This is a genomic window from Cryptosporangium japonicum (assembly GCF_039524755.1).
GTDB lineage: Bacteria > Actinomycetota > Actinomycetes > Mycobacteriales > Cryptosporangiaceae > Cryptosporangium > Cryptosporangium japonicum.
Genome location: NZ_BAAAGX010000043.1, coordinates 55,544 through 70,533, shown reverse-complemented (window position 1 = coordinate 70,533; position 14,990 = coordinate 55,544). Strand labels below are relative to the sequence as shown.

The following is a 14,990-nucleotide window of genomic DNA, read 5'->3' as shown; positions in this document are numbered from 1 at the left end:
CCTCAGGTCAGCGGACGGGTGGGCGGTGGGAGATGGCGACGTACGGATGGCCGGGTCGACGCCTGGCGGCGCGAAGCGGGGCGGCGCGGCAGCGGTCGGCGGCGGATCCGCATGTCATCTCCAGCTGGTCGGGTAGCCGACGACGCCGAGGGACTTCGCGGCGGTGCCGTCGGCCTTGGCCTTCATCACGCGCGGGGTGGTTTCGGTCTGCTGGGCCCAGGCGGCGTAGGCGATCGCGGTGCCGGCCGGCGCCCACACCGTGTCCTGTTCGGCGATGTCGGCGGTGCGGGTCAACTGCCGAAGCCGGGTTCCGTCGGCCTTCATCGACCACAGGTCGTAGTTCTCGCCGGCGAGGGACTGACTGAAGACGATCGTGGTGCCGTCGGGGCTCCAGGCGGGGCTGTTCTTGTCACCGCCGGTGCGGGTCAGGGCCGTCTCCCGGGAGCCGTCGGCACGCACGGTGACCACCTCGATGTCGTACGGCTCGCCGCTGCGCTCGTCGACCAGACCGCGGGTGACGGCGAACCGCGTGCTGTCGGGCGCCCAGCTGATGCCGGTGCCGTAGTAGTACCCGTCGCGGCTGACCTTCCGGGCACCGGTGCCGTCGGCCTTCATCACCCAGATCGCGCCCTGGGTCTGGAAGGCGATCGAGGCACCGTTCGGCGACAGCTCCGGGCCGAACGCCTCGGAGTCGAGCGACGTCAGCTGGCGGCGGTGCGAGCCGTCGGCGTTCATCGTCCAGATCTGGGCGCCGAAGCCGGTCTTGCCCTGGTCGGAGTAGACGATCCGCCGGCCGTCGGCCGAGTAGGAGCCGTACTTGCGCTGGAAGGCCTCACCGGCGAGCAACGTCTTGGTCGTGCCGTCGACGACCCGGTCCATGTCCCGGCCGTTGTCGACGAGCAGGCTCCAGTCGGTCTTCGCGGTCCACGTGGAACCGGTCGTGGGCTGCGCGGCAGCCAGCGCCGGGCTGGTCACCGTCAACGCCAGCGCCGCACCCAGAACGCCTGTGATGATCGTCCGCCGCATGGTCTAGCTCCCCCGTTGTGCCCGCACCCTTCGCGCTACCTTTCGGCTCCGAACACGCACCTGTGAAGGTTTTCGTCCGGTTATATTGTGGTATAGCGGTCTAGGTCACACCAGAGCTTCGGGCGTGTCGACATCATCGGGGCGGCCGGTGCCGTCGCAGGGCACCGGCGTGACGAGCGACGGTTTCGCGCGCAGGAACGCGCGGGCGCCGACGTCGCCGCGAGCCGAGGCGATCACCGCCGGCCAATGTTCAGCCGCGATCAGCACGGGGTGACCGCGCTTGCCCGCGTAGGTCGCGGCGGCCACCGAGGCGCCGGAACGGTACGCCGCGATCAGCCTGCGCACGGCCTCGGGACCGAGAAATGGTGTGTCGACGGGGACGAGCACGGCCGCAGCGGCATCAGCCACGGACAGCGCGGCCCGCACAGAGGAGCCCATCCCGGATTCCCACGCGGGGTTGTCGACCACGGTCGCGCCAGAAACGGTCAACGGCGCCGCACCGGCCACGACCAGAACGGGCGAGCAGCCGCCGGAGGCGAGCAGGCTCACGGCCCGGTCGACCAGGCGGGTGCCCTGGTACTCCACCAGCGCCTTGGGCCGTCCGAAGCGGCGACCGGCGCCGGCGGCCAGCACGATCCCGACAACGTCCACGGCCCGAACGTAACGGAGCCCCGGGCCGCACGCGGCCCGGGCTCCGGAAAAGCCGAACTCAGCCGAGGTCGACGATCGCGGCCACCGGACCGCCGCCGTCGGGGCCCTGGTGCGCCGCGGAGACGGAGACGAACACCGCCGGGTCGCCGGTCACGGCCGCGGTGACCCCGCCGACCGTGGCCTTGATCTGACGGTGCCAGTGCACGTCGGAGTCGTCGAGCATCGCGTTGCGGCGGCCGCGGACGACACCGTCCTGCGAGACCTCGCACTTGAGGAACACGTTGACGAGGCGACCGTCGAGGTCCGAGGGGTGCGGCCGCTCCGGGAGGTCGAGACCCGCCGACCGGATCGCGTCCCAGATCCCGTCCGCGTCCAGCGCGTCGTTCATGACGCCGTGCCCGATCCGGTACCGGCCGCCGACGCCGCGCGCGTTGCCGACCACGACCACCTGGGCCTGATCGAGCTCGACGCCGGACGAGCAGGAAGCCACCGAGCTGTACAGCGAGCGGTCGTGCATGACGTCCGCGTCCGTCGGCATGGAGATCTCGCCCAGCGCGACCGCGATCCCCAGCGCGGTGGTGCCGTTGGAGAGGTCCATCGACTCGTGGGTGTGCTCGGTCCACACGGTCTTGCCGCGGCTCTTGGCGTCCCGGATCGTGTGGATCGTCAGCAGCGGGGTCTTGGTCTGGACGTAGTGCACGTCGGCCGGGTCGGTGATGCCGGCGCGCTCCATCGCGACCTTCACCGCGTCGGCGACCTTCGACACCATCGCGACGCGGCCGATGTCCTCGGGGAGCAGCACCTCGCTCATCGCGAAGCCCACCGTGAGGCGAGGTTCGTCGGTCGGCGTGACCTGGTCCGGCGGGATCGTCGCGAAGATCGTCGCATGCGGGGAGAGCACACCGTCGGTGCCGCCCGACCAGACGATCGGGATCTGCTTGACCTCGTCGGCGCTGCGCGTGCCCTTCTCGACCAGCACCTCGCGGAACGCCCGGTCGGCGATGATGCGAGTGTAGTCGTTGACGCCGCCGTTGCCTTCGGTCTTGCCGATCACGGCGATGACGCGGTCGGCGTCCAGGATCTTGTCGTCAATGAGCTGCGCGAGGCCCGACGCGTCGCTGACGTTGAGGATCGGGACCTTGCGTACTTCAATCGCGTCGGGCACTAGCTCTCCTTCGAAGTGATGACGGTCCCCGCGGCGCCGTGGACGGCGTCCGCGATGTGGTCGAGAGAGGTGATCACCGAACGTCCACCATTCTCGGCGAAACGGCAGGCGGCCTCCACCTTCGGGCCCATCGACCCGGAGGCGAAGTGGCCCTCGGCGGCCAGCCGGCGGAGCGCGGCGACGTCGATCTCGCCGAGCGGGCGAGCGGACGGGGTGCCCCAACCGACCACCGCCGCGGCGACGTCGGTGGCGATGACGAGCGTGTCGGCGTCGAGCGTGTGGGCGAGCAGGGCCGCACCGAGGTCCTTGTCGATGACGGCCTCGACGCCACGCAGCGTGCCGTCGGGCTCGCGGACGACCGGAATGCCGCCGCCGCCGTTGCAGACGACGACGTAGCCCGCCTCGAGCAGGGCCGAGACGGCGGGGGCGTCGAGGATCGCCCGCGGTTCCGGCGAGGCCACGATTCGACGCCAGCCACGCTCGCCGCGGTCCTCCCAGCGCTGGCCGTGCTGGATCATCAACGCGGCTTCGGCCGACGGCAGGTAGCGCCCGATCGGCTTCGACGGGTTCATGAAGCCGGGGTCGTGGATGTCGACGAGCGCGCGGGTGACCAGGGCCGCGACGCGCGAGCCCCGGGCCTCCAACGCGTTGAGCAGGACGAAACCGACAGTGCCCTGGGTCTGGGCGCCGCACCAGTCGAGCGGCACCGGTGGCACCACGTGGGCGGCCATCTCGTTCTTCACCAGCAGGTTGCCCACCTGCGGCCCGTTGCCGTGGGTGAGCACGACTTCGACCCCACTCGCGACGACGTCCGCGATCGGCCCGGCCGCACGTTGGATCGCCGCGATCTGGTCCTCGGGGCGGGCCCTGCCGTCCGCCGAGGTCATCGCGTTCCCGCCGAGAGCGATCACGACTCGCATCAGGCGAGCGTAGGAACGATTCCGCCGCCGAACATGGTCAACACTCGCCCAAAGCAGCGCCAGTTTTCGTGCAGGCTAGGGTCTGTTTCAAAGGTTCAGGCCGCCGTGGGCGTGGTCCAGGCGGCGAGCGGCAAGGCGGAGGGTCTTCCGGATACCGCTGTTGTATCCGGAAGACCCTCCAACGCGGCCGGTCGTCGTCTGGGCCGCGGCCACGGCGGGCTGCTGGCCTTTGAAACAGGCCCTAGCTGCCGATGCGCCGGTAACGGTCGGTTCGGGCGGACACCCGGGACGCCGGCTCCTGGTCGAGCAACCCGACGAGCTCGTGCTCGATCACCCGCCCCAGGCGGGCGAGGAACGCTTCCGGCTCGTCGGCCGCGTCCGGGCGTTCGGCCACGATCCGGTCGACGATCCCGTGGCGCAGCAGATCGCGGGAGCGCACGCCCTGGGCCGCGGCCATCTCCGGGGCCAGGTCGGTCGTGCGGTGCACGATCGCCGAGGCTCCCTCCGGTGGCAGCGGCGAGAGCCAGGCGTGCTCGGCCGCGATCACCCGGTCGGCGGGCAGCAGCGCCAGCGCGCCGCCGCCGGTGCCTTCGCCCAGCAGCACGCCGAGCGTCGGGGTGGGCAGGTCGATCAGGTCCGCGAGGCAGCGGGCGATCTCACCGGCCAGGCCGCCCTCCTCGGCTTCGCGCGACAGCGCGGCCCCGGGGGTGTCGATGATCGTGACGAGCGGCAACCGCAGCTCCTGCGCGAGGCGCATGCCCCGGCGGGCGGTACGCAGCGCGGCCGGGTCGAGTGGGCTCTCCGCGGTCTGACCGCGGCGGTCCTGGCCCAGCACGACGGCGGGCGCGGCGCCGAACCGGGCCAGCGCCAGGCGCATACCGGCGCCGGTCTCGCCCTGCTGGGTGCCGTTGAGCGGGATCACCGGCTGCGCGGCGTACTTGAGCAACCGCCGGACCCCGGGCCGGTCGGCGCGACGCGAGCGGGTCACCGATTCCCAGGCTGGGACGTCCGCGAGCTCCTCGCGCGGTACGTCGGCCACCCGCGGCAACCCGCTGCGGGGCGAGCAGAGGATGTCCAGCGTCCGCACGGCCAGGTCGGTGACCTGCTCCGGTGGCAGCACGGCGTCGACCAGGCCGTGGGCGAACAGGTTCTCGCCGGTCTGCACGCCGGCCGGGAACTCGCGTCCGTTGAGCAGCTCGTAGACCCGCGGCCCGAGGAAGCCCACCAGCGCGTCCGGTTCGGCCACGGTCACGTGCCCGAGCGAACCCCAGGACGCGAAGACGCCACCGGTGGTGGGGTGCCGCAGATAGACGAGGTAGGGCAGGCCGGCGGCCTTGTGCGCGGTCACGGCCCTGGTCATGTTCGCCATCTGCAGGAACGCGACAGTGCCCTCCTGCATCCGGGTGCCGCCGGACGTCGGAGCCGCGATCAGCGGCAGCCCTTCGCTCGTCGCCCGTTCGACGGCGGCGACCACCCGCCGGGCGGTGGCGACGCCGATCGACCCGGCCAGGAACCGGAACTCGCCGACGACGACCGCGACCCGGCGTCCGCGCATGCGGCCCGCGCCGGTGAGCACCGCCTCGTCCACACCGGTCTTCTCGCGCGCCGCGGCCAGCGCCGCGCGGTAGCTCTCGTCGGCGCCGGCCGGATCGGTGACCGGCTCGTCCCACGACTCCCAGCTGTCCTCGTCGAGCGCACTCGCAATGAGTTCACGGGCGGAGAGGCGGCGTGGCGTCATGGATCCATCTTTACTAGAAGACGAGGCTCACCGGTCGTCGTCCTGCTCCAGACGCCGGCTGGCCTCCTCCGCCTCTTCCCGGGTCGCGTAGCGGGGCTCGGCGAGATCGTAGAGAAGTTCGTCCTCTTCCTCGCTGATCAACAGCTCTTCCAGGTCGACGCCCGCACCCACGACGTCGTCGGGCTGGAGCGGCGCGGCGGTGTGGTGCACGGTCATGAACCCGCTGCCCGGCTCGAGCTCCGGCACCTCGAGCGCCGGGAACGTCGAACCGGCCAGGTGGAAGAGCTCGTAGATCGCTTCGCCGACGCCGGCGACCGGTTCCGCGCCGTGCGGGTCGCCGTCCCACGACCGGATCCGCGCCAACTGTCCGGCTTGGATCAGGGCGTCGGGGTCGGCGATCTGGTAGTCGTAGCGGGCCCGCACGGTCACGGTCATCGGCGGCGCGCCGCTGGTGACGAGCTGCTCGGGCGCGTCGTCGTCCTCGTCGTCGTCCTCGTCGAAGTCGTCTTCGTCGAGGTCGGCGAAGACCGGGCCCCAGCCGGACGTCCCGAAGATGACCTCTTCGTACCGGCGGGCCGAGGTGCGCAGGCCCTCGATCGCCGCCAGAGCGTCCCGGACCGGCGCATCGGCGTCGACCATGACTGCGGCGTGTCGCCGGATGGACTCGGCCAGCACCTCGGCCGCCGCGGCGACATCCTCGTTCGAGAAGGCGTTCGACATGCGGGAGAATCTACGGGGACGCGCGCCCAGCTACTAACGGCGCGCCCGCGCCACGGTCGGTGCGGCGCGTCGCACGGTCTCAGTCCTTCCCGTCCAGCCACGCGAGAACCGCGTCGGTGTGCTCTCCGAGGGTGGGCGGCGCGGTGTTCACCGCGCGGCCGCCGGCGAACTGGTTCGAGTCGAAGCGCAGCGGCGGGCCGGGCAGCGTGATCGACCCGAGCACCGAGTGGTCGACGTCGACGAGCAGGCCCTGGGAGCGGGTCTGCTCCCAGTCGTAGACCCGGTCGAGCGTCCGCACCTCGCCGGCCGGAACGCCGATCTCGGCGAGCTTCGGCAGCAGCTCGGCCAGGGGGAACTCGGAGAAGACCGCGTCGACGGCCTCGATCACCTCGTCGCGCGCCCGCACCCGCTGCGGGTTGGTGGCGAACGACGGCCGGTCCAGCGACGGGAACGCCGTGACGAAGCGCCGCCAGAGCGCCTCGCTCCCCACCGAGATCTGCAGCGTGCCGTCCGCGCAGTGGAACAGGCCGTACGGCGCGATCGACGGGTGGTGGTTGCCGGACGCGGTCGGCACCTCGCCGGCCACCGTGTGCCGCGTGCCCTGGAACGCGTGCACACCGACGATCGCGGCCAGCAGGCTCGTGCGCACGACCCGGCCCCGGCCGGTCTCGTTGCGCTCGTGCAGCGCCGCGACGACGCCGTACGCGCCGTACATGCCGGCCAGCAGGTCACCGATCGGCACGCCGACACGCGTCGGTTCGTCCGCGGACGGCCCGGTGAGCGACATCAGCCCGGCCTCACCCTGGGCGATCTGGTCGTACCCGGCGCGGCCGCCCTCGGGCCCGTCGTGACCGAACCCGGTGATGCTCAGGATCACCAGGCGGGGGTTCAACTCGTGCAACCGCTCCATGCTGAACCCGAGACGGTCGAGCACGCCCGGCCGGAAGTTCTCGACCAGCACGTCGGCCCGCTCGACCAACCGGCGGAGCGTCTCCGACCCGAAGGAGGACTTCAGGTCCAGCGTCACCGACTCTTTGTTCCGGTTGCAGGACAGGAAGTACGTCGAGATCGAATCGTCGGGCCCGACGAACGGCGGCCCCCACGACCGGGTGTCGTCACCGCCGGACGGGTTCTCGATCTTGATCACCCGCGCTCCCAGGTCACCCAGCATCATCGCTGCGTGCGGCCCGGCCAGGGCTCGGGACAGGTCGACTACCAGCACACCGTCCAGCGGTCCGTTCGTTCCCATCGGGTCAGGCTATGCGCGCGGACGACAGCGCTCGACGGCACTACACGCCGAACGTCGTGAACGCCGTTTGTGAAGGCAGCCGGTAGGGCTCGGCTCCGGTCAGGGCGTTCAGGATCGTGGCGGCCCGGTGCGCTCCCAGACCCAGATCCGGCGTGCCGACGCCGTGCGTGTGCAGTTCCGCGTTCTGGACGTAGATCCCACCGGTGACCCCGTCGTCGAGCTCCACGCGGTAGTCGGCGTCGATCCGGAACCGTCCGGCGGCGTCCCGGTGGATCACCGACTCGAGCGGCGCGAGGAACTCGGGCGGCCGGGCCGCGTACCCGGTGGCCGCGACCACCCGGTCGGTGAGCACCGAGATCTCCCGGTCCTGCAGGAGCTCACGGCACGCCAGCGTGATGCCCTCCGAGCCACGGGACGCCCCCACGACCTCGACGTTCGGTGACATCGTCACCGGCACCGAGCCGCCGGCGACCGTGCGCTCGTAGAGCTCGGAGTGGATCGCGTCGATCGTCTCGGCGTCGATGGCCTTGTAGAGCTGCCACTGCGCGGGCACGAGCGCGTCCCGGACCGGCTCGGGCAACGAGCGGAAGTAGCGGGTGTACTCCGGGGTGAAGTGCTCCAGCCCGAGCTTCGAGTACTCCATCGGCGCGAACGCCGGGGCCTTGGTCAACCAACGCAGCCGGTAACCGCCGTCGCGCTGGTGACGCAGCAGGTCCAGGAACACCTCCGCGCCGGACTGACCGGATCCCAGCACCGTGACGTCCTGCGCCCCGCGGAGCGATTCCTGCCGGTCGAGGAACTCCGCCGAGTGGAACACCTCTTTGCCGAGCAGCGGACGCAGCGGCGACGGCACGACCGGCTCGGTGCCGACGCCGACCACCGCGTTGCGGGCGCGCACGAGCGTGGTGCGTGCGGTGAGCACGTCGTGGACCTCGGCGACGAAGAGCTGCTCGGCCGCGTCCCAGGAGATCGACTCGACCTGCCGACCGAACCGGCAGGACGGCAGCGACTCGGCGACCCAGCGCAGGTAGTCGTCGTACTCCACCCGGGGCACGTGGAACCGCTCGGCGAAGTAGAACGGGAACAGCCGGTCGTGCTGCTGCAGGTAGGACAGGAACGACCAGCGGCTCCGCGGGTCGACGAGGGTCACCAGGTCGGCCAGGAACGGAACCTGCAGGGTGGCGCCCTCGATCAGCATGCCGGGATGCCAGGAGAACCCGGGGCGGCCGTCGAAGAACACCGCGGACACGTCGGGGAGCGGCTCGGCGAGCGCGGCCAGCGACAGGTTGAACGGCCCGATCCCGATACCGAGGACGTCGTACGGCTCGCTCACGCGGGCACCTCCCGAAGCGGATTGGGAATCCGGACGTAAACCGACTGGGTCTCCACCGGTCCGACGAGTTCGTCCAGGCCGGCGACGCGAGTGAGCAGGTTGGCTTTGCACGGCAGCTCCGGTTCGTCCAGCAGCGTGTTCACGAAGCCGAAGCGGTGCGGCCCGAGCGCGGCGGCCGCCGCACGCAGCACCGCGGTCTCGTCGGCGAGACCGGACGACCCGATCGCGCCGACCAGCCCCAGCAGGTTGTTGACGCCGACGTAGTAGGTGACGCGTTCGTCGATGACGTCGTCGGGATTGGTGGCCTCGCTGCGCCGGCCCAGGCCGGGCAGCATCGTGTGCAGCGTCCCGGCCCGGCTCGGCGACAGGTAGTAGCCCTGGTTGTCGCGGTACCAGCCGCCGACCGGCCAGCCGGCCGGGTCGAGGGTGACGAGCGTGTTCTGCTGGTGCGCCTCCAGGCCGAGGCCGTGGACGCCGTGCAGCCACGCCACCGGCGCGACCACCTCGTCGACGAAGCGGCGCAGCCACTCCACGGCCACCGCGGCGACCGGCCGCCCGGTCGAGATCGCGAGGTCCTCGATCAGCACGGCCAGCCCGGAGCGGGAGTCCGCGAGGTCGGGCCGTTCGGCGACCAGCCCGGCGACGCACGCCACCCGGGCGTCCGGGCCGAACGGGTTGTCGCGCAGGCTCACCGCGAGCGCGACCTGTCCGTTCGGGTCCTCGGTGGGCAGCGGGACGGCGGCCCAGGCCGGGTCACCGAGGATGCGGAACCGCGGGTACGCCGCCGCGATCAGCGCGCCGAGCCCGGCGTCGACCAGGCGGTACATCTCCGCTCCGCGGATCAGTTCGGGTACCAGGTGCTCCCGCCGTGAATTCGTGATGCGGACGCCGAGCGAGAACTTGAGCATCCGCTCGGCGTCCGCCCGGTAGAGCGTCCGGACCGAGGACGTGGCCGCCCAGCTCGGCCCGGCCGCGCCCACGTCGTGCAGCCGGCCGTCGGTGATCAGGTCCTGGACGTCGGCCCGCCCCAGCAGGGCCGCGGCCTGGCGGAAATGGACGGGGACCAGCGCGGTTCCCGGCGGCGCGTGCATACCGCGCGGGGCCAGCGCGGCCAGCTGGTCGAGCGCGGACACCGGGGTGGCCGAACCGTGCCGGACCAGCTCGCGGTCGACGGCGAACCAGTGCAGCGGCGCCTCTCCACGCAGTTCGGGCGCCGTGCCGAGCTCGTCGACGTCGGAGAGGCCGGGTCTGCTCTTCGGCGTCGGGTGCAGCGGGTGGCCGGCGACCAGGGCCTGCTCGGCGACGAGGAACGGCGCGATCGGGTCCCCGTCGGGCGTGGCCGCTCGGGCACGCAGGTACCGGTCGAGGCGGCGCGTCGAGTCGATGACCTGCTCCACGAGGTCGGCCGACGAGCCTCTCGCCTCGGTGGCCAGCAGCGCGGCCAGCAGCGTCGCGTCCACCGGGCTGCCGGTGGCGAAGCGGACCCGCCCGAAGCGGTGCCAGCCCGTCGCCGAGCGGTACTGCACGTCGGTGACGAGACGGACGCCGCTCACCGCGAGCGGGATCTCCAGGCGGTCGCCGGTGGGCGGCACCGGGACCTGCGACTCACGGATCCAGCAGCGCAGCAGCGCCTGCACGGCCAGCGCGTTCGCGACGCCGTCCACGGTGGACGCGCCGGTGCGCGGGCGGCCGGTGGTGCGGCTCCGGTCGGACGCCGCACCGAGCAACCGGTTGAGGATGTCGGGTTCGGTCATCGGGCAGCCTCCAGCTCTTCGGTACCCGCGCTCACCACCGCGGCGAGCAGAGCGTCGACGTCGGCATTCGTGGCGTGCGGATTCAGGAGCGTGAGCTTGAGCCACACCCGGCCGTCGATCTCGGTGCGACCGACGACGGCGGCTCCGGCGGCGAGCAGCGCGCGGCGGAGCCGGGCGTTGACCTCGTCCGACCCGTCGAAGCGGAACACGACAGTGGTGAGGTTCGGCGGCTGGTACAGCTCCAGCGCCGGTTGTCGCCCTATCGACGTCGCGGCGTGCTCGGCCAGCGCCGCGCACCGATCGACCAGCTCCCCCAGCCCGGCCCGGCCGAGCGCGCGCAGCGTCACCGCGATCTTGAGCGCGTCGGGGCGGCGCGTCGTCCGCAGCGAGCGGCCGAGCAGGCTGGTGTAGCCGGCGTCTTCATCGTCGGCGGGGTTGAGGTACTCGGCTCGTCGCGCGAGAGCCGCCAGGTCGGTGGCGCTTCTCGTGAGGAACACGCCGGCCGCTACCGGTTGCCAGCCGAGCTTGTGCAGGTCCAGACCGACCGAGTCGGCGGCGCGGAGGCCGGCGAGCTTGGGCGCGAGGTTCTCGGAGAAGAGCGCGCCGCCCCCGTAGGCCGCGTCCACGTGGAGCCAGACCTGGTGTTTCCGCGCGACCTCGGCGATCTCCGGGAGCGGGTCGATCGCGCCGAGGTCGGTGGTTCCGGCGGTGGCGACGACGGCGATCGGGGTGTGCTCGGTCCGGCTCAGCGCGTCGTCCAGCGCGTCGGGGTCCATCCGGTGGTCACGGCCGGTCCGGACCGGGGTGACGGCGTCCTCACCGAACCCGAGCAGGCCGGCCGCGCGGTGCACCGAGAAGTGCGTGACCTCCGACCCGAAGACGCGGTAGCGACCCGCGGGGAGGCCGTGGCGTACCGCGCCGGGACGCGCGTGTTCGCGGGCGAGGAGGAGCCCGAGGAGGTTCGACTCGGAGCCACCGGTCGTGACGACGCCGCCGGCGGTGGACGGGTAACCGACGAGGTCGGCCAGCTCGGCGACGACGGCGGGTTCGAGCGAGGTGCCGATCGGGGCCTGGTCCCAGGAATCCAGCGAGGGGTTGAGCGCGGAGGCGGCGGCGTCGGCGGCCACCGCGACCGCGAGCGGCGGGCAGTGCAGGTGCGCGGCACAACGCGGATCGGCCGGGTCGACCGAGCCGGCCGCGAACGTCCGCACGAGCTCGCTCAGCGCCGCGGCCGCGCCGATCCCCGCCCCGGGCGCGCTCCGGCTCCGGTCGTCGGGCCCTGTGAACGCGGCCCGCCAGGAGGCGTCGAGCTCGGTCGGGCGTCCGGTCGGGGCGGGGCCTCCCCGGGCGCGGGCGCCGGCCGCGAGCGCTTCGAGCACCGGCGTCAGCAGCGCCGCCAGCGCGTCGACGTCCCCGGCGAGCGCGGTGTTCCGCGCGTCGGCGGTGTCGTGGTCAGAGGCGTTCGAAGCCACGCTGACGCTCCCAGTCGGTGGTGACGGCGGCGAACGCCGTCAGTTCGGCGTCGGCCGCCGACGCGAGATGCTCGACGACCTCGTCGCCGAACGCCTCGCGGGCGACCGCACTCCCCCGCCACGCCGCGGCCGCGGCCTCCAGCGTGCGGGGCAGCGGCACCCCGTCACCCCCGGCCGGCGGCAACGGCAGCTCCCGTTCGAGCCCGTACAGCCCGGCCGCGACGATCCCGGCCACCACGAGGTAGGGGTTGGCGTCACCCCCGGCGATCCGGTGCTCGAACCGCCGCGACGGCCCGGCCCCGATGACCCGCACCGCCCGCGTGCGGTCGTCGGCACCCCACGCCGCCGCGGTCGGCGCGAACGCGTCCGGGGAGAGCCGTTTGAACGCGTTGATCGTGGGCGCGCCGAGCAGCGTGAACGCGGGTGCGCACGCCAGCACCCCGGCCAGGAAGTGCTCGTCGAAGACCGGCTGGTCACCCGACCACAGCGAGAAGTGGACGTGGCACGAGTTGCCCTCACCGGAGTCGAACTTCGGCATGAACGTGATCGACCGCCCGGCCCGCTCCGCGATCTGCTTCGCGCCCGACTTGTAGAACACGTGCCCGTCGCACGCCGCCATCGCCTCGCCGTAGCGGAACACGATCTCGTACTGCCCGGGGTGCACCTCACCGCGGGCCGACTCGATCCGCAGCCCCGCACCGGCCATGCCCCGCAGCAGCGCGCCGACCAGGTCGTCGAGCTCGCCGAGCCCGGTGAGCGCGTAGTCGGAGTTGAACCGCGAGGCCGTGGACAGCTCCCGGTAGCCGCGGGTGAAAGCGTCACGGTAGGACTCGGAGAACACCAGGAACTCCAGCTCCGTGCCCACCATCGCGGTGAGGCCGCGCTCCGCGAGCCGCTCGAGCTGCGTACGGAGGATCTGCCGGGGCGCCACCGGCACCGGCGCCCCGGAACGGTCGACCGCGTCCGCGAGCACCAGCGCGGTGCCCTCGCGCCACGGCAGCGGCCGGGCCGTGGACAGATCGGGGCGCAGCACGAAGTCGCCGTAGTCGCCCCGGTACGCGGCGGTCCGCATCTCCACGTCGGTCGAGAGCAGGTAGTCGCAGGCGCCGTAGCCGGCTTCCGCGACCTGTTCGCGGAAGAAGTCGCCGGCCAGCCGGGTGCCCAGCAGCCGCCCGTACAGATCGGGCAGCGCGAGCACCACCTCCGCCGCGTCCACGAGCACCGTCACCGGCCCGCCTCGCGCACCAGCGGGTTCGGCACCGTGCCGTGCACGATCTCGAACTCCTCCTTCTCGGCCCGGTCGTGGAACCCGCCGCCGGTGAGCTGCTCGCGGTTGAGGCAGATCCGCTCGACCTCGGCCGCGGTCAGGCCGTACGCCTCGCGTCGCTCGGCGAGCTCGGGGCGGTCGGCGAAGTACGCGTCCACCGAATCGCGCACCACGACCCAAAAATCCGGAACGTCGACGAGGGCCGCGAGCGGCCGGAACACGCCGGCGAACACGGCGGTGACGATCGAGTGCGCCAGCTCTTTCTCGGGCCAGCGCGGCAGCAGCCGATCGGCCTCGTCCGGTAGGCCTTCGTACGAGCGCCCCGGCAGCAGGTTCACGTCCTCGGCGAAGTCCTTGAGCATCGTCCGCAGCGGCACCTCGTCCGGGCCGAAGACCACCACCGTGTTCTCGCCGTGCGGGCAGAACGCCAGGTCATGCGCGTGCAGAGCGTGCAGCGGAGCGGCGAGCACGGCGTCGACGAGTGCGCGCAGCCAGGTCCTCGCCTCCAGACCGGACCGGGAGATCAGCTCGGCCGCGAGCGTGACCCCGTCCGACCCCGTCACCAGCAGCGACGCCAACGAGCGGGCGCGTTCGCCGGGCTTCAGGTACGTCTGCACCGGCTCGCGCCACACCGCCGCGAGCAGCTCGTGGTAGCGGTAGGGCGCGTCCGGGACGCGGTCGAAGAGCGGGTGACGCACCGCCACCGACGCGACCTCCCCCAGCAGGTCCACGTGCTCGTCCAGGTACGGGTCCGAGGCCCGTCGGGCGTGCAGCCACGCCGACACCGCCGGCGCTCCGGCGGTCGGCCCGGCCGGTAGCCCTCGCCACACCAGCGTGTTCCGGATCAACAGCGGCACCTTGACGTTGCGCTTCTCCGGATGGTCGACGTTGACGAGCGTGCGCACCGACGCGAGGGCCCGGTACCGGTCGGGGGCCTCGCCCAGAATCACGATCCGCCCGTCGGCCAGGTACGGCGCGAACAACGTGCGGACGCAGGCGTCGAGATGGAACGGGTGCACCGGCAGCCAGACGTAGCCGTCCGGGGCGTCGAACGACTCCCTCGTCGTCGGGTCGAGTTCGTCGTCGATCGGTACGCCGTGTGCGCTCGCCAGCGACGGGTGCACGGCGATCCAGGTGAGCCGGAACGTCTGCCCGGCCTCCGGTGCGTACGCCTCGGCGTCCGACGCCGTGAACCCGAGCCGCCCCTTGTTGAGCACCATCGCCGGGTGCCCGGCCTGGGCCGATTCCAGGTCCACGTAGGACGCGTCGGCGAGCTCGCGCGCGGTCGGCAGGTTGCGCCGGAGGAGCGCGTCGGCCGACCAGGTCGCGACCAGCTCACGCAGCGCCTCGGCCGTGGTCGGGCCGTCCAGCCCCAGCACGCCACGGGCGTCGACGATGAACTCCATCGGGTCGGCGGCCGGCTCACCGTTGCGACGGATCGAGCCGGCGTCGATGCGCCAGGAGTCGAACGCGGCGCGGTCGGCGGTGAACGTGTACTCCACGTCGCCGCAGTCGACCCGGTAACGGCGGTCGCCGAGCGGCTCGGGCCGGAGCATGTCCTCGTAGGACAGCTCGGCGAGCGCGCGGGTGAGCAGGACGAGCCCGGCCTCGTGCCAGGCGGACGGATTCATCGGCGGGGAACTCCTGTGCTGGTTGGATCGGCCGCGTCGCAGGTCAACGCATGTTGCGAGCGGC

12 protein-coding genes are annotated in these 14,990 nt (G+C 72.4%); all 12 read right to left on the bottom strand.

The genetic code is table 11. The annotated features are described in order from the left end of the window. Positions 1 to 114: 114 nt before the first annotated feature. On the bottom strand, positions 115 to 1,026 hold the full coding sequence (locus tag ABD437_RS40320) for a TolB family protein (RefSeq protein WP_344654268.1): 912 nt from the start codon (positions 1,024 to 1,026) through the stop codon (positions 115 to 117). Positions 1,027 to 1,131: 105 nt separating this feature from the next. Continuing rightward, positions 1,132 to 1,659 (bottom strand): nucleotidyltransferase family protein, encoded by a 528-nt coding sequence (locus tag ABD437_RS40315; RefSeq protein ID WP_344654267.1) that lies wholly within the window; start codon positions 1,657 to 1,659, stop codon positions 1,132 to 1,134. A gap of 76 nt (positions 1,660 to 1,735) precedes the next feature. Beyond that, on the bottom strand, positions 1,736 to 2,842 hold the full coding sequence (gene bar, locus ABD437_RS40310; RefSeq protein ID WP_344654266.1) for a barbiturase: 1,107 nt from the start codon (positions 2,840 to 2,842) through the stop codon (positions 1,736 to 1,738). Continuing rightward, the gene (locus ABD437_RS40305) at positions 2,842 to 3,762 is read right to left on the bottom strand and encodes a carbamate kinase (protein ID WP_344654265.1); all 921 of its coding nucleotides are present in this window, start codon (positions 3,760 to 3,762) and stop codon (positions 2,842 to 2,844) included. The genes bar and ABD437_RS40305 overlap by 1 nt, the downstream gene beginning before the upstream one ends. 241 nt (positions 3,763 to 4,003) lie before the next feature. Continuing rightward, positions 4,004 to 5,500: a carboxyl transferase domain-containing protein gene (locus ABD437_RS40300; protein WP_344654264.1), complete on the bottom strand. Its 1,497-nt coding sequence runs from the start codon at positions 5,498 to 5,500 to the stop codon at positions 4,004 to 4,006. Positions 5,501 to 5,527: 27 nt separating this feature from the next. Next, positions 5,528 to 6,220, bottom strand: a complete 693-nt coding sequence (locus tag ABD437_RS40295; protein ID WP_344654263.1) for a hypothetical protein — start codon at positions 6,218 to 6,220, stop codon at positions 5,528 to 5,530. Positions 6,221 to 6,299: 79 nt separating this feature from the next. Next, complete coding sequence (locus ABD437_RS40290) at positions 6,300 to 7,469, bottom strand: CaiB/BaiF CoA transferase family protein (protein WP_344654262.1); 1,170 nt, start codon at positions 7,467 to 7,469, stop codon at positions 6,300 to 6,302. Between the two features lie 40 nt (positions 7,470 to 7,509). After that, on the bottom strand, positions 7,510 to 8,802 hold the full coding sequence (locus tag ABD437_RS40285; RefSeq protein ID WP_344654261.1) for a lysine N(6)-hydroxylase/L-ornithine N(5)-oxygenase family protein: 1,293 nt from the start codon (positions 8,800 to 8,802) through the stop codon (positions 7,510 to 7,512). After that, the gene (locus ABD437_RS40280; RefSeq protein WP_344654260.1) at positions 8,799 to 10,556 is read right to left on the bottom strand and encodes an IucA/IucC family protein; all 1,758 of its coding nucleotides are present in this window, start codon (positions 10,554 to 10,556) and stop codon (positions 8,799 to 8,801) included. The genes ABD437_RS40285 and ABD437_RS40280 overlap by 4 nt, the downstream gene beginning before the upstream one ends. Next, on the bottom strand, positions 10,553 to 12,028 hold the full coding sequence (locus ABD437_RS40275; RefSeq protein ID WP_344654259.1) for a pyridoxal phosphate-dependent decarboxylase family protein: 1,476 nt from the start codon (positions 12,026 to 12,028) through the stop codon (positions 10,553 to 10,555). Before ABD437_RS40275 ends, ABD437_RS40280 begins: the two co-directional genes overlap by 4 nt. Then, the gene (locus ABD437_RS40270) at positions 12,009 to 13,256 is read right to left on the bottom strand and encodes a glutamine synthetase family protein (protein ID WP_344654258.1); all 1,248 of its coding nucleotides are present in this window, start codon (positions 13,254 to 13,256) and stop codon (positions 12,009 to 12,011) included. The genes ABD437_RS40275 and ABD437_RS40270 overlap by 20 nt, the downstream gene beginning before the upstream one ends. Beyond that, positions 13,253 to 14,926, bottom strand: a complete 1,674-nt coding sequence (locus ABD437_RS40265) for an IucA/IucC family protein (protein WP_344654257.1) — start codon at positions 14,924 to 14,926, stop codon at positions 13,253 to 13,255. The genes ABD437_RS40270 and ABD437_RS40265 overlap by 4 nt, the downstream gene beginning before the upstream one ends. Positions 14,927 to 14,990: the final 64 nt, after the last annotated feature.